Origin of the sequence: Capnocytophaga sp. H4358 (genome assembly GCF_002302515.1) — a bacterium.
In the GTDB taxonomy this organism is placed as follows: domain Bacteria; phylum Bacteroidota; class Bacteroidia; order Flavobacteriales; family Flavobacteriaceae; genus Capnocytophaga; species Capnocytophaga canis.
The window spans coordinates 49,160-69,080 of record NZ_CP022380.1 but is presented as its reverse complement, the minus strand read 5'-3'; the positions used below and the strand labels follow the sequence as shown (position 1 = coordinate 69,080).

The window sequence follows — 19,921 nt, the reverse complement described above, 5'->3', positions numbered from 1 at the left end:
ATTTGCTTTGTTTATATCTTCTTCAATTGTTGTTGCATCATTTTGATTTGCTCCGTCATCATGTTTTGCTTGTCGAGCTTTTTAGCCTCGGTTAGTAATTCTTGAGCTTCTCGTTTTCTGCGTTTCTGCATCATAATTCCCGCCAAACTTAATTTTGCCATGGCTACATCATAACTCATATTCAATCCTAATTGTAAGGCTTTTCGGAAATATTTTTCAGCCTGAGAAAGATTGATTTGGGAGTAAATAATCCCATGTAAATAATGGTAGTAACCTTGTTGTTTTCTGATTAAAGCTGTCTCAGGGTCTACAATCTTGCTTAGCCATTTTTGAGTTCCTTGAAAGTCTTGCTTACGCAATCTGAAAAACGCCAATAGTAAAAACTCATTACGGAAGTAGAGCAACACAGGAATTGCAGCTAAAAAAATTAAAGCGATACCATTCCCAATATTTCCTTGCGTAAACTGATAGATAGCATAAGCGAAAATTAATACGGCCAAAATTATTTTGACATATCGATGTTGTATGTATTTCATTATAAATATTTTTTTAAGGTTTGCAAAAGTAGTAATTTATTGTGGTATAATAAAATTTATTTCCCATCTCTATCGACTTTGATTCGCTCCGAACGATTTGCCAGTTCCCATGCCAAAGCAAAAATGAGTTTGGTTCGTTGAGTCATTGCAGGAAAGTCAATTTTATCAATGGTATCTGTAGGTTGATGATAATCAGGATGTACACCATTGAAAAAGAAGACAGAAGGGATTCCGTTTTTAGCAAAATTGTAGTGATCAGAGCGATAGTAAATCTGCCAAGGGTCGTTACGGTCATCGTACTTATAATCTAAGTTCAATTGAGTATATTTTTTGTTTACAGCCTCATTAATTTTATGTAAATCAGAGCTAAGTCTGTCAGCACCGATTACATAAATGTAATTGTTATCGGTATGCAAATCATCGACACGTCCAATCATATCAATATTAATATTAGCCACAGTATTTTCAAGCGGATACAATGGATTTTTAGCGTAATAGCTTGAACCAAAAAGCCCAATTTCTTCGGCAGTAACTAACAAAAAGAGTATGGAACGTTTGGGAGCGTGTCCTTTTTTCTTAGCCTCATTAAATACCCTTGCAATTTCCATCACAGCAACCGTTCCAGAACCATTGTCGTCAGCTCCGTTAAAAATATTACCTTTTTGTGTTCCTATGTGGTCATAATGTGCTGATACAACGATGATTTCCTCAGGTTTTTCGCTTCCTTCAATGAATGCCCAAATGTTATCGGAATCCCCAAAACGATTTTTAATAAATGATTTCGGTACGGTTTGAAACCATCCTTTTGCTTTGGGTGGATAGTTAATACCTTCTTTTTCAAAGTATTTTACAATATAGTCGGCAGCCTTCTTCTGCCCCTCACTACCCGTCATACGCCCTTCCATTTCATCAGAAGCAATGACTTCCAAGGTTTCACGTAAGCGTCGTTCTGAGATTTCATTGATTTGACTGTCAATTGATAATTTGCTCAAATTATTCGAAATTTCCTTTTGAGCAGTACACCCGAATGCTAAAATCGAAATAAATGCGATGCACGTTTTTTTCATTTTTTATAGATTTTTTTGTAAGGGACAAAAGTAACGATTCTTATGCTGAAAATCAAACTTTTTGTTTATGAACGAAAAAATAGTAATTTTGTGGGTTGAACCTACAGTTGAGCAATAACGTTTCGATATCAAAATGAAATCAAGAATTATTTTTAAAATTATATTAGGATACGTACTGTTAATCAGTGTTTCGTTCATCACGGGATACATTATTTACAATCAAATTCAAAAGCTAACTTTTTTGGAAGAAGAAGGCATTTATGAACGACGTAAAGTTCTAAAAATAAGCAAAATACTCACTTTAATGAACGAAACTGAAAGTGCTGGAAAAATTGCTATCCGAACCGATGATGAAGAGGCTTTGAACTTTTTTTTAGACCGAAATTATGCCTTGCAAGACTCCATCATAAAATTTAAAAAAGAAGTTAAAAACAGTTCGTATGTTTCTTTGTTTGATTCAGTGCAAATTTTATTGGAATTAAAAAGCGAAAATTTGCAAGAACTTAAAATTTTACAAAGCAGTGATAGTTCATCCGTAATCATCCGCAATGCTATTGAAAAATTATCAAGTTTGGAACCCACATTGGGATATTTCCTATTGAACGACAATGCAATAGCCAAAAAAAAACGGACAGCATCGAAGTCACAACAAACCTTATCAACAGGAACCTCTTACGCCTCTATCATTCAGAAATATAAAAACATTAAAATTCCTCCAACACGCAGTCAGCAAAAATTTGACAACACGGTGTTAGAAACCTTACAGTTACTCAACAAAGTACATGAAGAAACCATCAAATATAAAGATCAACAAAGTGAAAAAATTCATACACTTTGGCATACTGACAATCTTTTATCGGATAAATTACATCAGTTACTTTCTGATATTGAAGATAATATACTCAAAAGTGCTCAAGAGTTCAACGAACAACGACAGGCTGTTTTTGAAAAAAGCCGTTCTTTTTTAACAATATCATACGTTATAGCTCTTTTACTAATGGTGGTATTTTCATTCATCGTTATCAATGATTTTTGGAAAATACAACGTATACGTCAGAAATTAGAGGTAGCAAACTTAAAAAATAAACGACTTTTAAAAAGCCGCGAACAACTCATCTCAATGGTAAGTCATGATCTTCGTACTCCGTTGAGTTCCATTATAGGATACACTGAATTACTTGATAATCAAAGTACAAATGAAAAAACAAAAAATTATCTGTCAAATATCAAACATGCCTCTGATTATATCACTAAATTGGTAGATGAATTATTAGACTATTCCAAAATTGAAGCAGGGAAAATTAGCTTAGAAAAAGTCCCATTGAACGTTTCAGAACTCATTGAAGAAGTTGCGACAAATATATATTCCATCCATAAATCAAAGCCTGTTGAACTAATATTTAATTTTTCTGAAAACGTTCAATATCAATGGTTTTCAAGCGACCCTTATCGTATTAAACAAATCCTTTACAACTTGATTTCAAATGCTTTCAAATTTACTGATAAAGGAAAAATACGCATTACAACCACTGAAAAACAGATAGATAACAGCAAATTCGAAATTTCAATTTCAGTATCGGATACAGGAATAGGTATCAAAAAAGAACAACAAGCACATATTTTCGACGAATTTACACAAGCCAATCAAGAGGTATCAAAACAATATGGCGGATCTGGTTTAGGATTACATATTTCTCAAAATTGGCACAACTCTTAAAAGGAAATATCACGCTCGAAAGTCAAGAAAACAAAGGAAGTACATTCACATTGACGTTCGTTACCAGTAAAATTTCAGAACAACCTTTACAAGCAGACACTGTTGTTGAAATGTCTGAAAAAGCAATTGATGATATCAACATTGTTATTATTGACGATGACACGAATATTTTGTCACTTATGAAAGAACTTTGCAAACAGAAAAATATTGGGGTTTTTGTGTTTGACAACAGTAAAGACGCCATTACTAACATGGAAACCCTAAATTTTGACTTGGTAATTACAGATATTCAATTACCAGAAATGAATGGGTTTCACTTTGTTACACTTTTCAATGAAAAGTACGGTAAGAGCATCCCTGTACTTGCCATTACAGGACGTAAAGATGTGCCAAATGACTTCTATGTACAAAGTGGATTCTCAGGAGTGTTACACAAACCTTTTTCACCTACCCAGTTCTACGAAAAGCTGCAAGAGTTCTTTCCAAGGATAAACACACAAACATCTCCATCTATCCTTACAAATGATAAAACATACAAAATCAATTCATTAGAAGATTTTATGGGAGATGATAAAGAGCAAATTATTACCATCTACAAAAATTTTTGTAAGGATACTTTTGAAAATATAGCGACTCTAAAATCTTGTTCCGATACTCAGGATTACGAAAAAATACGAGCCATTGCTCACAAAATGTTGAGTATGTTCGGACAAATCCAAGCGACTCGCGAGGTGATATTGCTACGACAATTGGAAGAAATTTCCGAAGAAAATCCTGCAGAAATAAATCTCAAAATACAGGAAATAGAACGTTTATTTATTCATGATTGTAAACCTGCTATTGACCAATATTGCAAACAGTTGTTGCAAGATTCATAAAAAGATAAAAGCATAATTGTATAATTCGAGCCAAAATTTTATTTTTGCACATCGAACATCCAGATATTCCCTACAAGGAATGAAGTTAATACGCATATCGAAATGAATATTTTACTAAAATCAGCCGTTGTCATTGACCCAAAGAGTGTTTTTCACCAAAAAACAAATGATATCCTAATTACTAACGGAGTTATTACCCGAATAGCTCCTAACTTATCTACTGAAAAAGTGGATACTGTCATCGAAAATGTATATGTTTCATCGGGATGGGCAGACAGCAGTGTTTGTTTTGGAGAGCCAGGCTATGAGGAGCGTGAAACTTTAACAAACGGAATGCAAACAGCTGCAAAAAGTGGTTTTACACATGTGCTAATAAACCCTGCAACAAATCCTATAACTGATACAAAGTCAGCTGTTTTATATCTGAAAAATGAAACAAAAAACGAGTTAACTACAGCACATCCCATCGGTGCTTTAACACAAGGAAGCAAAGGAGAAGTACTCGCCGAATTGTTCGATATGAAAAACGGAGGGGCGGTAGCATTTGGGGACTACAAAAAAGCTATTAGTAATAACAATCTATTGAAAATAGCGTTGCAATACACACAAGTCTTTGACGGAATTGTAATTTCATTTCCGAATGACAGCAAAATAATGGGAAAAGGTGTTGTGAATGAACACATTTCAGCCACTAAACTTGGTTTAAAAGGCATTCCTGCATTGGCAGAGGAATTATGTGTGGCTCGTGACTTAGCAGTATTAGAGTATGCGGGTGGAAAATTACATATACCGACGATATCATCCAAAAAATCAGTGGTAATGATTCGGGAAGCTAAGTCCAAAGGATTAAACGTAACTTGCAGTGTAGCAATTCATAACATTCATTTTGATGATAGTGTACTGACGAGTTTTGACACGAACTTTAAGGTGTTACCTCCATTGCGAGATATGGAAACGGTAGTCGCTTTGCGAGAAGCTCTCAACGATGGAACTATCGATTTTATAACCTCAGACCATTTTCCATTAGACATTGAATGTAAATTTAAAGAGTTTGATCATGCTTCCTATGGAACAATTGGCTTGGAGACGATTTTCGGAATTTTAAATCAATACGTCCCTTTAGAAAAAGCTGTTAAACTACTTACCGCTGCTCGTCAACGATTTGGAATTGAAACCCAGCCCATTGCAGAAAACCAACAAGCTGACATCACAATATTTAGAACAGATGAAACTTATCTATTTGAAAATAAGCATATTTTATCAAGTTCTCATAATTCCGCTTTCTTAGGAGAAACCCTTCAAGGAAAAGTTATTGGATGTATTGCTAATGGCAAAGCAGTGATCAACGAGGTTAATTAGATTCCTTATTGTTACAATAATGACCTAAATTAGCATGAACAATCCAGAAGTTTTACATACACCCATTGCTTATCTGAAAGGAGTTGGTTCACAACGAGCTGATTTATTGTCAAGTGAACTAGGAATATTTCAATTTCAGGATTTACTTAATTTATTTCCTTATCGGTATATAGACCGTACTAAATTCTACAAAATCAACGAACTTTACGTTAATAATACTACTGAAGTACAAATAATTGGAAAAATTGTACATATAAAAACAGTAAGCTCAAACGCCTCAAAAAATGCAGATCGTTTGGTGGCAACCTTTGTGGACGACACAGGAAGCATTGAATTAGTTTGGTTCAAGGGTGTAAAATGGATTCGGGACTCCCTGAAAATCAATGAGCCTTACGTAATTTTCGGGAAAACAAATGTTTTCAATGGAGCGTTTTCGATGCCACATCCTGAAATGGACTTGATAACCGATTATAACAAAACTATGGGAAACAGTATTCAACCTGTCTACCCTTCTACCGAAAAATTAGTAAAGCGAGGCATAACAAACAAGGTCATCCGTCAACTGATTTTACATATTTTTGAACAAGTAGGTGATGTTTTTTACGAAAATTTACCCGAAAATATCCTTAACTCCTTGAATTTAATATCCAAAAAAGAGGCTCTACACAATATTCACTTTCCAAAAAACCAAGAATTACTAAGTAGGGCTACCTTACGACTCAAGTTTGAAGAACTATTTTACATTCAAATACAACTGGTTCAGAAAAATTTTCTACATAAACAAAAAATAAAAGGATTTCCATTTGAAAAAGTAGGAAAATATTTTATGGACTTCTATAATAACCATCTACCATTTCCTCTCACCAACGCACAGAAGAGAGTTTTAAAAGAAATTCGAAAAGATATGGGTTCCTACTCACAGATGAATAGACTGTTGCAAGGTGATGTAGGATCAGGAAAAACCATTGTTGCCCTAATGTCAATGTTGTTAGCTGTGGATAATGGTTTTCAAGCGTGTTTAGTAGCCCCAACTGAAATTTTAGCAAATCAACACTATCTGGGAATCAGCGAATTATTAAAGAAAACGAACATTAAAGTAGCTCTATTGACAGGTTCGTCGAAAACTTCAGAGCGTAAAACCATAACCGAAACATTGAGAAACGGCGAACTCTCTATATTAATAGGTACACATGCTATTTTTGAAGATAAGGTAATTTTCAATAACTTAGGATTAGCAATCATCGATGAGCAACATCGTTTTGGAGTGGCACAACGTTCCAAAGTATGGCAAAAAAATTACATACCTCCTCATATTTTGGTAATGACAGCTACTCCAATTCCACGTACATTAGCTATGAGTGTATATGGTGATTTAGACATATCCGTAATTGATGAACTCCCACCAGGACGAAAGCCGATTAAAACTATACACTACTATGAAAATAAACGGGCTGAAGTGTACGAATTCATCAAAAAGGAAATCGATAAAGGACGACAGGTTTACATTGTTTATCCTCTTATTGAAGAATCAGAATCTGTTGATTTTAAAAATCTTACAGAAGGATATGAACTAATTTCATCCATATTTCCTTTACCAAAATACAAAGTTTCTATCGTCCATGGAAAATTGAAGCCTTCTGAAAAGGATGCAGAAATGGAGCGTTTCGTTCGAGGTGAAACTCAATTAATGGTAGCAACAACAGTAATCGAAGTGGGGGTAAATGTACCAAACGCTTCCGTAATGGTCATTGAAAGTGCGGAGCGTTTTGGACTATCGCAGTTACATCAGCTACGTGGACGTGTCGGACGTGGTAGCGAACATAGTTTTTGTATTTTAATGACAGGAGAAAAGTTAAGTAGTGATTCTAAAACACGTATGCAAACGATGGTGAACACCAATGATGGATTTGAAATTGCCGAAGTAGATCTACGATTACGAGGGCCAGGTGATTTGATGGGGACTCAACAAAGTGGTGTACTTAACCTAAAAATCGCAGACATTGTAAAGGATCAATCCATCTTGAAAGCTTCTCGTTATCAAGCAATCGATTTACTCAGGAGCGACCCTTACATTCAAAAAAACGAAAATAGAATGGTAGCATACACGCTGACACAATTACACAAGTACAAAAATATTTGGACGCATATCAGTTAGAATAATAGTTTTAAAATAGACAATGTGATGAAAGTCAATGTGGTAAAAAAGCAGTATTTTTTACCACATTGACTTTTTTTAAGAATATCCAATCTTGAAGATATAACAAAAAAAGGAGAACTTCTCTTTGAAATTCTCCTTTTTTCGAATAATATGAACACTTACTTGGAAGTCAAACGAACATCTACACGTCTGTTTTTTGCTTTACACTCAGGTGTGTCATTTTCAGGACAAATAGGATGTTCTGAACCATAACCTGCAGAACTAAGTTGTGAAGGATTTACCCCCAAAGCTATCAATTTAGCTTTTACAACCTCAGCTCTTTTAGCTGATAGTTCTATATTTTTTTCATTATTTCCTGAATTGTCAGTGTACCCACCTATACGAAGTCCTGCTTTATGGAAAGTATTGAAAATCATAGCGATATTTTTCAATTGCTCTTCCGATTCTTCGATAAGTTCATCACTTCCTGATTTAAAAAAAACACGATCCAACGTAATCCAGTTTTGTTTTGAGTCTCTTTCTACATCGAAATTTTCATCCAATAAAAGATTTACGATTTTTCTCTCTGAAGAATTTATTCCTACATTTATTGCTGAAATTTCAGACAACTGCAAAGGAGTGATTTCCCCTACGTTGTATTTGTAATTTCCGTAAGCATCTAACAAGCCTTCGTCCAAATTACTTGTAGTAACATCTTGCTTATTTTCGATTTCAGTTACAGGAACATTTTTTTCCATAACTTTATTTTCAGCTACTACAGTAGTAGTGTGTCCCCCCAGTATAGGAGCAATAACCAAACCTACCAGACAGGTTAGTTTTATTAAAATATTCATCGAAGGTCCTGAGGTATCTTTGAAAGGGTCTCCTACAGTATCTCCCGTAACGGCTGCTTTATGAGCATCTGAACCTTTTTTCTCAATTTTCCCATTGATTTCAACACCTGCTTCGAATGATTTTTTAGCGTTATCCCAAGCTCCTCCAGCATTATTTTGGAAAATAGCCCAAAGCACCCCTGAAACAGCTACTCCTGCCATATATGCCCCTAAGGCCTCTGCCCCCATTACAAATCCTATAACGATAGGCGTGATAATTGTAATAGCTCCAGGAAGCATCATTTCACGAAGAGCTGCTTTGGTTGATATATCCACGCATTTTCCGTATTCAGGTGTTCCTGTTCCTTCCATAATTCCTGGAATTTCACGGAACTGACGGCGAACTTCTTGTACCATATCCATTGCAGCCTTTCCTACTGATTGCATAGCTAAAGCGGAGAATACTACTGGAATCATACCTCCAATAAACAAAGCTGCCAATACATCTGCCTTAAATATATTAATTCCGTCGATTCCTGTAAAAGTTACGTAAGCTGCAAACAACGCCAATGCCGTAAGTGCAGCTGAAGCAATAGCAAATCCTTTACCAACCGCAGCTGTAGTATTTCCTACTGAGTCTAAAATATCAGTGCGTTGGCGTACTTCTTTTGGTAATTCACTCATTTCAGCAATACCTCCTGCATTGTCTGCAATAGGCCCAAAAGCATCAATAGCCAACTGCATAGCCGTAGTAGCCATCATTGCTGAGGCTGCAATCGCAACACCATAGAAACCGGCTAATTCATATGACCCCCAAATTGCCACAGCAAACAATAGCACTGATGAAAAAGTAGATTTCATACCCGTAGCCAAACCTGCGATGATGTTGGTAGCCGCTCCAGTTGAAGAGTTTTGAACTATATTCAAAACAGGTTTTTTACCTAATGCCGTAAAATGTTCAGTAAAGGCAGAAATCAACAATCCTACAGCCAAACCTACTACGGTTGCAAAAAACACATTACTACTTGCAATTTCCTTAACCCCTTCTCCAAAGAATTTCATTTGAATAGTATCTGGAAGCATTATATCAATCAAAAACCAACAAGATATGAGGGTCAATGCTAATGCTACATAGTTCCCCATGTTCAACGATTGCTGTACTTGTTTTTCTTTCGCCTCATTATTTTTAATACTTACGAAGAATGTTCCAATGATAGAAGCTATGATTCCAACTCCTGCAATCACAAGAGGGAGTAAAATAGGCCCTAATCCATTGAAATTATCAGTATAAGCTATGCCAGTAGCTTCTGAAATATCCTTGATAATGTAGTTACCAAGTACCATTGAAGCCAAAACAGTTGCAACATAGGAACCAAAGAGGTCAGCTCCCATACCTGCCACATCACCTACGTTATCACCTACGTTATCAGCAATAGTAGCTGGGTTTCGAGGATCATCTTCGGGAATTCCAGCCTCTACTTTACCCACAAGGTCAGCCCCTACGTCCGCCGCTTTAGTGTAGATACCTCCACCCACACGAGCAAATAACGCAATAGACTCAGCTCCTAATGAAAATCCAGCTAAAGCCTCTAAAACGATAGTCATTTCATTGTAGAAATTACCTCCTTCGGTGATGAATATGTTTATAAAAATCAAGAAGAACAAACTAAGCCCCAAAACAGCTAAACCTGCTACTCCTAAGCCCATTACTGTTCCTCCGCCGAAAGAAATTTTTAATGCTTTTGGCAAACTGGTACGAGCAGCTTCTGTAGTGCGTACGTTGGATTTAGTAGCTATTCGCATACCTATGTTTCCCGCTAAAGCAGAAAATAACGCTCCAAAAACAAAAGCAACCACAATGAGCCAGTGCGAAGTTTCAACCATTCGGGAAACCACAAAAAGAGCTACAGATGCAATGATAACGAAAATAGCCAAAATACGATACTCCGCATTCAAGAAAGCCATTGCTCCTTCTTGAATTTTTTCAGAAATACTTTTCATTCGTTCCGTGCCTGTGGTTTGCTTGTTAATCCACAATGACTTGGAAATCATAAACAACAGCCCTACAATTGCCAGAGCTAAAGGAAGATAAATTATGTATTTTTCCATATAAAAATAAATTACTAAAAAATTGATTGTTTATGGGGGTAAAAATACTATTTTAAAATCAAATTGAAAAGAAAATCTTAAATTTTAACATTATCTCGAAAGTATATAGAAAGCATTTCAGAATCTTTTATCTAACATCTACCAGTGTAAATCTTATCTAATAATTTGATTATTAATAAATTCTTATTTTAATTTTCAATAAATATATTCACTTATATTAGCAAAAAGACATGAAAATAGAAGATTATAAAGCAAAGATTGGAAAATAATTTTCAAAAAAAACATACATTCATTTTGAAATTTTCATTATGTAACTTGATACAAGCTATTATAAAAATACAAATATCAAATAATTCTATGAAATGAAAGTAAATAAAGAAAAGGCTATTAGGAAAAAACCTAACAACCTTTTCGTTCAATGAGTATGGATAATTTTAATTTGCTGCAAACAAACGAGCGAAGAAACTTTTACGTTTCGATAGTTCACCTCGTTCTTCACTGAAAATATCATCAGAAATTTCTTCAGTGGTAATGCTCTTATCGCCTCCTTCATGTTCAAAACGAATGTCTTTATTATTTTCATCCATGATGTCCATAATAAATTCTATGTATGATTTGCCATGCTTTTCTAGGAATCCTTTGAAGTAACGGTTACTCAATTCCATACCTCCGATCTTCTCTAACTTTAATAAAGTCTGATAAAGAGGCTCTATATGTTCCTTAATCACATGTTCAGGTACAGATCTTCGTCTTGCCATGATGCTAACAACCTCACCTAAGATATTTCTTCCTACCTCAAAATCTGTAATCACCCAATAGTATTTTCCTGTTTTGGTCAAATTTTTGATAATAGCGTGAAAATTTCTACCCGCATTAATATTATCCCAAGTGATTTTAAAAATGATTTTAGGCATATCAGGATGGCGAATAATGTTGTGTGGTTTACCCAACAGCTCAGAAGGAGTATATTCGCAAACATCCAAAAACGTTTGATTCACATCGGTAATAGTACCGAATTTATCAGTGGTGCTGACAATCGTCCTTGTTTTATCCCAAGCAATCTCCTCATTAACAGGAGTTGGTCTATTTACTTGCTCTGACATAATTTTTTCTTTTATAATCCGATACAAATGTACAAAAATATATTCAGAATATAAAAAATTAAATTACTAAAAAACGAAAGAGAAAAATATTTTTTTGTTGCAACATATTTTTTTGAATTATTCAACTGATTATCAGTAAACAAAAAAAACTATCTAAAAAGTTTTTTTAGATAGTTTTTATAATTTTACGCATTGATGTAAGCTCTTAACATCCAAATCGTTTTCTCTTGCTCAGGAATAAATCCACCTACCAAACCTATGGTTCCTTCATCTTCTGCTTCATTACAAGTTTCTAACAAACCTCGTTCAAACTTCAATAATTCAGCTAAGTTATTGATAACCAATTTAACTGCCTCAACATCATCGGAAACATCTTTTCCAACAGTAATTGTTGAATGTTTAACGTATGCCTCCAATGTATGTAAAGGTGTAAATCCTAAGGTTAAAATGCGCTCTGCAATCTCATCGATTTGGGATTGCACTCCATCATAGAGTTCCTCAAATTTCTCGTGAAGTACAAAAAAATTCTTTCCTTTGATATTCCAATGCAAACCTCTCAAATTTTGATAATAAGTTTGGAAATTTGCTAATAAAACGTTCAATTCATTGGCTACTTTTTCTGCTTTTGACTTTTCAAGTCCTAATACATTATAATTCATAATCCTTTTTATTTACATTTTGATTTCTTTTGCAAAGGTAGTGTTATTTATTTTTGAAAACATACTTTCTCTATTGATTTTTTTTATATTGATATAGAGGAACCCATATTAGATAATATGTGATTTGATTGTTTCTATTGCTTTTTGTACTCCTGAAGATGCTTTCTGTGCTATTACTGTCAGCTGTTTATTAGACTGAATCTGTGGAAATGGATCTACATAGTACACGGGAGTTTTTGGTTGCGTATAGTGTATCAATCCTGCGGCGGGATAGACTTGCAGTGAGGTTCCTACAATCAGGAAAATATCAGCAGTTTCCACCTGCTCAATCGCTTTTGTTATTAAAGGAACATCTTCTCCAAACCAAACAATATGCGGACGCAATTGCACTCCCGATGGACTCAAATCTCCGAGAAGAATATCATCCTGACAGTCGAAAATCTCTGCATCATTATCTACGCCTCTTGATTTTAATAGTTCTCCATGGAGATGTATGACATTGGAACTTCCTGCTCGTTCGTGCAAATCATCTACGTTTTGTGTAATAATTACAACATCATACTCATTTTCTAACTGAACTAACAACTGATGTGCTTTGTTAGGTTTAACCTCTTTAAGCTGTCGTCTACGTTGGTTATAAAACTCCAATACCAATGAAGGATTTTTAGAAAAACCCTCGGGAGATGCTACTTCCATCACATCATGTCCTTCCCATAAACCATTGGCATCACGAAACGTTCTGATACCGCTTTCCTCGCTGATACCTGCTCCTGTGAGTACGACAATTTTCTTCTTCATTATAAAAATTACTGATTTTTTTCTTTTACCTTATTGATGTATTCCTTCAATTCCTTGCCGTATTTTGCGGCTGTAATCTCTGGGGTAAGTGAATTATATACTGAATCTAAGTATTTTACGTTCGTATCAGGCACATCTGTCAGTACAATATAGGGAGCAACGTGTGAATCGCCATGGGTTATCGCAAAATTCAACGCATACAAATGTCTTCTTAACTGATTCTTTTCTATGATTTTAGCTAATGAATCTGCCTTTGGTTGATATCCCTCCTTAATTGATTTTAATTGTATCTCCAACAATTCCAAGTTACGTATATTAAATTTACGAATGTTCTTTGAATACTCTTCCCATAATTTTTGACTTTCCGAACCTTCAATTTTAGCATGAATGTCAAAAAGTTCATGTTTACTATTAATTGTAATGGTAGTTGGTTCTCCAAAAAAGGCCAAACGATCACCAAAAGTCTGGTCTTGGTTTTTTCCTAAATCTAAAAAAATATAAAATATTTCAGGAGATAATATTTCTTTTTTAAATGTAAATTCTCCGCTTCCTTTGGCTTCGACAGAATCTATATTTACGAGTTTCTCACCATCAAATTGTTGTAAGAAAATTGTTCCCTTTTTGAGTCCTTCAACATTTCCTTGAACAATCATTGTTTTTTCGTTACCTCCTGAATTTGAGCAACCTATAGCTAACAGCACACTAATTAAAAAGATTATTTTTTTCATATACATATAAAAATTTAAACACTTATTATCAACTCATAACACCTTGTGTAACAGACACATACTCCATCAAGAAAGCAGAAAGCATTGCAGCGTACGTCCCTACAATATATCCTAAAACAGCTAAAAGTACGCCTACCGTTGCCAACGAAGGATGAAATGCTGATGCCACTACAGGAGCCGAAGCAGCCCCTCCTATATTTGCTTTACTTCCCACAGCCAAGAAAAAAAGTGGAGCTCGAATAATTTTCGCTACAATGAACATCAACCCTACATGAACCGCCATCCAAATTATTCCAACAAGAAGCAATCCTAAGTTATCAAAAATTTTAGTCAGATCCATTTTCATACCGATGGTTGCCACCAGAATATAGATGAATACGCTACCAAACTTACTTGCTCCTGCTCCTTCGTAATTCTTTGCTTTTGTGAAAGATAATGCTAAACCAATTAAAGTAGCAAAGGTTATCATCCAAAAGAATTTATCTCCAAAAAAAGAAAGAGCACTGGTTTTATCTCCAATCACATGAAATTTATTTTTTAAAAAATCGGTAAGAAAATCAGCTCCAAAATGCGAAAGACCTACTCCTCCAAAAGTAATTCCTAACATGATTTTGTAGTCAGTCAACATTGGTATTTTCTTTGTTTTCTCACTAAAAGTGATTACTTTTTGTTTTAACTCTTCAATAGACGAATTATCGGCCTTGAGCCATTTATCTATTTTTTGAGAACGAGCAATGAAAAACAATAGAAAAGCCATCCAAATGTTAGCCACTACAATATCCACAAGCACCATAGCTCCGTATTTTTCAGGATTATATTGGTATATTTCAAGCATAGCAGCCTGATTAGCACCACCTCCAATCCAACTCCCTGCCAAGGTGGACAATCCTCTCCAAACAGCATCAAAACCCGCACCACCAACAGCCTCTGGCATGATCAATGACACTATCAAAATAGCGATAGGCCCTCCAATAACAACTCCTATCGTTCCTGCAAAAAACATAACGAGAGCCTTAGAACCCAAACGAAAAACTGATTTTAAATCAACACTTAGGGTCATCAAGATTAAAGCCGCAGGTAACAGATATCGACTTGAAACAAAATAAAGATTCGAATTCTTGCTGGAAATGATTCCTACAGAATTAACTATAGCGGGAAGCATGTAACACATCAATAAGGCTGGAAAAATAGTATAAAATATTTTCCAAAACCTTGTTTTTAAAGAAGATGTGTAAAAAACTATTCCCAAACATACCATTAGCACACCTAAAACAATAGCGTCATTTTGAAAAGGTAATTCCATCGGCTTTTTATTTTTGTGGCGAAGATACCATTTTTTTGGTTTTTGACAAACTTTCTCACAACTATCCAGAAGTAAAGTCTCTTTTACGATGTTTTTTGAGCAAAATCCTGTAAAAACTGAGCTGTAAAACTTTTCGTATCTTTAGCTACTTCTTCGGGAGTTCCAAAGGCTACTAATTGACCGCCACCTTTACCACCCTCATAACCAATATCAATGATATAATCAACTTTCTTGATAACATCTATGTTGTGTTCAATAACCAAAACGGTATTTCCTTTATCAACCAATTTATCAAGAACTTGCAAAAGCACGTTTACATCCTCAAAATGCAATCCTGTGGTAGGTTCATCTAATATATAGAAGGTGTTTCCAGTATCTTTTTTGGATAGTTCGGTTGCTAATTTTACTCGCTGAGCCTCACCTCCGGAGAGGGTAGTTGATTGCTGTCCTAAGGTGATATATCCCAAGCCAACCTCTTCAATGGTTTTTAGTTTTCGGTAAATTTTGGGAATATTTTCAAAGAAAATGACGGCTTCGGCAATGGTCATATCCAATACATCGGCTATGGATTTCCCTTTGTAACGTACTTCTAAAGTTTCGCGATTGAAACGCTTTCCTTTACAAGTCTCGCACTCAACATATACGTCGGGAAGAAAATTCATTTCAATAACTTTAAGTCCTGATCCTTCACAGGTTTCACAACGTCCTCCTTTAACGTTAAAACTAAAACGCCCTGGTTTATAACCACGAATCATCGCTTCGGGGGTTTGTGTGAAGAGAGTACGTATTTCACTAAAAACTCCTGTGTAAGTCGCTGGATTGGAACGAGGTGTGCGTCCAATGGGCGACTGATCAATGGCAATTACCTTATCAATATGTTCCAAGCCTTCTATTTTTTTGTAAGGCATCGGTTTTTTTACGGCATTGAAAAAATGAGCGTTCAAAATCGGGTAAAGTGTTTCATTAATTAGGGTTGATTTACCACTTCCCGAAACTCCTGTAACACCAATCATCATCCCCAAAGGAAAAGTTACCGTAATATTTTTTAAGTTATTCCCTGAACATCCACTTAAAATCAATGACTTGCCATTTCCTTTACGTCGTTTTTCTGGGATATGAATTTGTTTTCGGCGACTGATATAATCGGCAGTGGTGGTTTTGGCATCCATCATCTGCTGAGGAGTTCCTTCAAAAATGATCTGTCCGCCGTCTTTTCCTGCTTTTGGCCCAATATCAACCACATAGTCGGCTTCTAAAATCATCTCTTCGTCATGCTCAACCACAATGACTGAGTTTCCAATGTCGCGTAGAGATTTTAATGAATTAATTAGCCGCTGATTATCTCGCTGATGTAGGCCGATGCTTGGCTCGTCCAAAATGTACAAAACTCCCGTAAGTTGCGACCCTATTTGTGTTGCTAAACGAATGCGTTGCGATTCTCCTCCTGACAAGGATTTGGAACTGCGATTGAGTGACAAATAGGTCAAACCGACATCTACTAAAAACTGTAACCTATTTGAAATTTCCTTAATGATTTCTGAGGCTATCTGCAACTGCCTTTTAGTTAATTTTTTAGGAAGATTCTCGAACCATGCCAACAACTCTAAAATGTCCATTGCCGACAGTTCAGCTATGTTTTTTTCGTTCACTTTAAAGAATAAAGCCTCCTTTCGGATACGCGTTCCGTTACACTCTCCACAGGGGAGTGTATCCATAAATTCAAATGCCCAACGTTTAATCGAAACGGAATCTGAATTTTCATACTGATCGGCGATGAATTTCACAATCCCCTCAAAATCAAACTCAAACTCACGAGTGATCCCCAACACATCTGACTTTATAGCATATTTATCCTTTCCACCATTAAGGATAATATCCATCGCCTCTTGAGGTAAACTCTCGACAGCATCGGACATTTTGGCTCCAAATTTCTGTAAAATGAGTTCTAATTGCTTAAAAATCCACGTATTTTTTTGTTCCCCAATAGCGACAATAGCTCCATTTTTTATGGATATTTTTGGATCGGGGATAATTTTTCGTTGATTTACCTCATGCACTTCACCCAAACCATTGCAATGTGGACACATTCCCTTAGGAGAATTGAACGAAAAAGTATTCGGCTCGGGCATGGGATAGGAAACTCCCGTTGTAGGACACATCAAATTACGGCTAAAGTACTGTATTTTATTATCTTGATGTTCTAAAACCATCAATACGCCATCTCCGTAGTGCATGGCAGTCTTTATGGTTTCTTGGAGTCTTTTCTCGGTAGTTTCATCATTGCTTATGGAAAGCCTATCTATCACGATTTCAATATCATGAGTTTTGTAACGATCGAGTTTCATTCCCTTTTGAAGGTCAAGAATCTCGCCATTAACACGCACCTTTACGAATCCTTGTTTGGCGATTTGCTCAAAAAGTTCACGATAATGCCCTTTTCGGGATTGTACCACAGGAGATAAAATACTGATTTTTTTTCCTTTATAATGTTCAATAATCAGTTCCTGAATCTGAGCGTCACTATAGCTAACCATTTTTTCACCCGTAGCATAGCTATACGCATCAGAAGCTCTGGCGAAAAGTAATCGCAGAAAATCATATATCTCAGTGATTGTTCCAACAGTGGAACGTGGTGATTTTGAAGTAGTTTTCTGTTCAATGGCAATCACAGGCGAAAGTCCATCAATCTTATCAACATCGGGACGTTCCAACCCTCCCAAAAACTGACGCGCATATGCAGAAAAGGTTTCGATATACCTACGTTGTCCCTCCGCATAAATAGTATCAAACGCCAATGAGGATTTCCCACTACCTGAAAGTCCTGTAATGACAACTAATTGCTCACGAGGAATGCTGATGTCTATATTTTTAAGGTTATGCACCCTCGCTCCTTTTACTTCTATTTTATCTTCCATTCACCGAAAAAGTTAAGGGGACAAAGATAGTGATTTTTTCTGTTATGACAGATGGTAAAATTCTTAATATTTGGCTGTTTTTTTCATATACAACTCTTAGATTATAGATGTATAAAAACATTTTTTTTGAAAACTATCTCGGAAAGTTAAAAGCATAAAGCAGTCACTATATTTCTATATTAAACTTATTGTTTAACACAAATTTTAACATGTTATTTTTGTTTAACACAAATAAACAACTAACTTTGCATTAGGCTAAAAATAGATAGTATTGCGAAGTTTTTTTAGATTTGCTTATTAGCTATTAAGATAACAATTCTAAAAAGTTATGCCAAATTAAGCAGAAGAGAAGCTACTGAAACTTCAGAAATTAATTAACATTTACCAAGAGGAGCTGATTATTTACTTGAATCATCGTAAACTATATGTTTTGAAAGTTCACAATTTTCATCTCCTCTTTTTTGGAAAAACACAATGAGTATGAGATATTTACTATTCCTATCCCTTTTATTGTTATTCGGTTGCCAATCAACATCGGAGGGCAATGAACCTAATTCACGAGAATTTTATAACACGGTGGATATTTCAAAGAAAGAAGATATTCAATATCATTCTTTTACGTTAGACACACTGAAAATGAACCCCGAAGGGACATCCTATGTCGGAAAATTTTTGATGTGGAAAGATACACTCTATTTCGTAGACGAACGCTTTTCCTATATTTTTCAATTTACGAATGAAGGAGAGTTTATACAGCGACACGCGGGAAAAGGAAAAGGACCTAATGAAGTACTTAACATTGATTATCTGACATTTGGTGAAAACGAATTTGTAACTCTTAACGGCAATAATAATTCTTTTGATGTGTTTGACACACGATTTGAAAAAAAGGATTTTATGCGTATCGATGAAAGTATCACAAGAAGTTATGAAGAAATGTTAAACAATCCCATCCCTTCATTAAATGATGTGTATGAATATGATTATGCTTTACCAAAAATACTAAAGAAATGGGGAAAAGAACGTATCTCTATCATAATAACAGCCTCTCATCCTAAATTCAATGGCTATTTCGATTCTGATTTATATTACAACCAAGCTCGTTGCTTCGGAATTGTTAATTTAAAAACAGGAAAATTAGAAAAAATTTTAGGCAGACGTTCTCCCATATATCTATCCCAACAAAATATTCCGAATTTCGATCATTTAAACTATGACACCTACGAGGAATCAGATGAGGTATATCTTAATTTTTGGGCAGATTCTGATATTTATCTTTACAGTAAACAAAAGAATAAAATCAAAGGAAAGTTTGGAAAGGCAGGACGGGATATGAAAACAGATTATCGCCGTACCAACACGTTTGAAGATGCTGAAAACAATTGGAAAAGCGATTATGCAACGTATGGTTACTACACGTTTTTAAAATATTTCCCTGAAAAACAGCTGATTTTCAGAGGTTATTCTAAAGGTAAAGGTGCAACAAACCATGGATTGCAAATTTACAAAAACCATCAATTGATTGCAGATTTAGACGTACCTAAAGGATTTGAAATTATCGGACATTCCAACGGTATGTTCTACGGCGTCACGCCACAAGACCCTGATATAGATTTTTTAACGGTTTATAAAATTAAATTTTCGCAATGAGCTACAGATATTTTTTTATTGTATCATTTTTATTAGCCTACTTTGAGGAAAAAATAGTTGTATTTCAGAAAGTATGATAAATTAAATTAATGAAATTCAGAAATTTATAAATAAATGTAACTTATTACT

At 35.2% G+C, this 19,921-nt stretch carries 14 protein-coding genes; 5 read left to right on the top strand and 9 right to left on the bottom strand.

What is annotated here, in order from left to right; translation table 11 throughout:
- Positions 1-11 precede the first annotated feature (11 nt).
- Positions 12-536 carry a hypothetical protein gene (locus CGC49_RS00275; protein WP_042009213.1) on the bottom strand — a complete coding sequence of 175 codons (525 nt, stop codon included), beginning with the start codon at positions 534-536 and terminating at the stop codon, positions 12-14.
- A gap of 56 nt (positions 537-592) precedes the next feature.
- The gene (locus CGC49_RS00270; protein WP_095911590.1) at positions 593-1,603 is read right to left on the bottom strand and encodes a M28 family metallopeptidase; all 1,011 of its coding nucleotides are present in this window, start codon (positions 1,601-1,603) and stop codon (positions 593-595) included.
- 133 nt (positions 1,604-1,736) lie between these two features.
- On the opposite strand from CGC49_RS00270, the gene CGC49_RS11365 reads away from it, so the two are divergent.
- The 4 genes from CGC49_RS11365 (at position 1,737) to recG (ending at position 7,712) form a co-directional block, all read left to right on the top strand.
- A complete protein-coding gene (locus CGC49_RS11365) occupies positions 1,737-3,320 on the top strand; it encodes a sensor histidine kinase (RefSeq protein ID WP_369801093.1) in 1,584 nt (527 codons plus the stop codon).
- Positions 3,305-4,198: a response regulator gene (locus tag CGC49_RS11360; protein WP_369801092.1), complete on the top strand. Its 894-nt coding sequence runs from the start codon at positions 3,305-3,307 to the stop codon at positions 4,196-4,198. The genes CGC49_RS11365 and CGC49_RS11360 overlap by 16 nt, the downstream gene beginning before the upstream one ends.
- Positions 4,199-4,300: 102 nt before the next feature.
- Complete coding sequence (locus CGC49_RS00260) at positions 4,301-5,557, top strand: dihydroorotase family protein (RefSeq protein ID WP_095911589.1); 1,257 nt, start codon at positions 4,301-4,303, stop codon at positions 5,555-5,557.
- A gap of 34 nt (positions 5,558-5,591) precedes the next feature.
- The gene (recG, locus tag CGC49_RS00255; RefSeq protein WP_095911588.1) at positions 5,592-7,712 is read left to right on the top strand and encodes an ATP-dependent DNA helicase RecG; all 2,121 of its coding nucleotides are present in this window, start codon (positions 5,592-5,594) and stop codon (positions 7,710-7,712) included.
- A 161-nt stretch (positions 7,713-7,873) separates the two neighbouring features.
- On the opposite strand, the gene CGC49_RS00250 is transcribed toward recG, so the two are convergent.
- The 7 genes from CGC49_RS00250 to uvrA all read right to left on the bottom strand — a co-directional run bounded on the left by CGC49_RS00250 (position 7,874) and on the right by uvrA (position 18,142).
- Complete coding sequence (locus tag CGC49_RS00250) at positions 7,874-10,636, bottom strand: sodium-translocating pyrophosphatase (RefSeq protein WP_095893099.1); 2,763 nt, start codon at positions 10,634-10,636, stop codon at positions 7,874-7,876.
- A gap of 434 nt (positions 10,637-11,070) precedes the next feature.
- Positions 11,071-11,739 (bottom strand): PAS domain-containing protein, encoded by a 669-nt coding sequence (locus CGC49_RS00245; RefSeq protein WP_042005977.1) that lies wholly within the window; start codon positions 11,737-11,739, stop codon positions 11,071-11,073.
- Between the two features lie 185 nt (positions 11,740-11,924).
- Positions 11,925-12,398, bottom strand: a complete 474-nt coding sequence (locus tag CGC49_RS00240) for a Dps family protein (protein ID WP_042005975.1) — start codon at positions 12,396-12,398, stop codon at positions 11,925-11,927.
- A 108-nt stretch (positions 12,399-12,506) separates the two neighbouring features.
- Entirely contained in the window at positions 12,507-13,199 is a 693-nt protein-coding gene (locus CGC49_RS00235) for an NAD-dependent deacylase (protein WP_095893098.1), read from the bottom strand.
- A gap of 5 nt (positions 13,200-13,204) precedes the next feature.
- Positions 13,205-13,924: a DUF4369 domain-containing protein gene (locus CGC49_RS00230; RefSeq protein ID WP_095911587.1), complete on the bottom strand. Its 720-nt coding sequence runs from the start codon at positions 13,922-13,924 to the stop codon at positions 13,205-13,207.
- A gap of 28 nt (positions 13,925-13,952) precedes the next feature.
- The gene (locus CGC49_RS00225) at positions 13,953-15,227 is read right to left on the bottom strand and encodes a DUF819 domain-containing protein (RefSeq protein ID WP_095911586.1); all 1,275 of its coding nucleotides are present in this window, start codon (positions 15,225-15,227) and stop codon (positions 13,953-13,955) included.
- An 83-nt stretch (positions 15,228-15,310) separates the two neighbouring features.
- Positions 15,311-18,142: an excinuclease ABC subunit UvrA gene (gene uvrA / locus CGC49_RS00220; RefSeq protein ID WP_042346896.1), complete on the bottom strand. Its 2,832-nt coding sequence runs from the start codon at positions 18,140-18,142 to the stop codon at positions 15,311-15,313.
- 480 nt (positions 18,143-18,622) lie between these two features.
- On the opposite strand from uvrA, the gene CGC49_RS00215 reads away from it, so the two are divergent.
- Positions 18,623-19,792: a hypothetical protein gene (locus CGC49_RS00215; RefSeq protein ID WP_095911585.1), complete on the top strand. Its 1,170-nt coding sequence runs from the start codon at positions 18,623-18,625 to the stop codon at positions 19,790-19,792.
- The last annotated feature ends 129 nt before the right edge of the window (positions 19,793-19,921 follow it).

Bases quoted from the DNA above. Each gene is read 5' to 3' on its own strand.
- CGC49_RS00275 (WP_042009213.1), bottom strand. From the start codon at position 536: ATGAAATACATACAACATCGATATGTCAAAATAATTTTGGCCGTATTA.
- CGC49_RS00270 (WP_095911590.1), bottom strand. From the start codon at position 1,603: ATGAAAAAAACGTGCATCGCATTTATTTCGATTTTAGCATTCGGGTGT.
- CGC49_RS11365 (WP_369801093.1), top strand. From the start codon at position 1,737: ATGAAATCAAGAATTATTTTTAAAATTATATTAGGATACGTACTGTTA.
- CGC49_RS00260 (WP_095911589.1), top strand. From the start codon at position 4,301: ATGAATATTTTACTAAAATCAGCCGTTGTCATTGACCCAAAGAGTGTT.
- recG (WP_095911588.1), top strand. From the start codon at position 5,592: ATGAACAATCCAGAAGTTTTACATACACCCATTGCTTATCTGAAAGGA.
- CGC49_RS00250 (WP_095893099.1), bottom strand. From the start codon at position 10,636: ATGGAAAAATACATAATTTATCTTCCTTTAGCTCTGGCAATTGTAGGG.
- CGC49_RS00245 (WP_042005977.1), bottom strand. From the start codon at position 11,739: ATGTCAGAGCAAGTAAATAGACCAACTCCTGTTAATGAGGAGATTGCT.
- CGC49_RS00240 (WP_042005975.1), bottom strand. From the start codon at position 12,398: ATGAATTATAATGTATTAGGACTTGAAAAGTCAAAAGCAGAAAAAGTA.
- CGC49_RS00230 (WP_095911587.1), bottom strand. From the start codon at position 13,924: ATGAAAAAAATAATCTTTTTAATTAGTGTGCTGTTAGCTATAGGTTGC.
- CGC49_RS00225 (WP_095911586.1), bottom strand. From the start codon at position 15,227: ATGGAATTACCTTTTCAAAATGACGCTATTGTTTTAGGTGTGCTAATG.
- uvrA (WP_042346896.1), bottom strand. From the start codon at position 18,142: ATGGAAGATAAAATAGAAGTAAAAGGAGCGAGGGTGCATAACCTTAAA.
- CGC49_RS00215 (WP_095911585.1), top strand. From the start codon at position 18,623: ATGAGATATTTACTATTCCTATCCCTTTTATTGTTATTCGGTTGCCAA.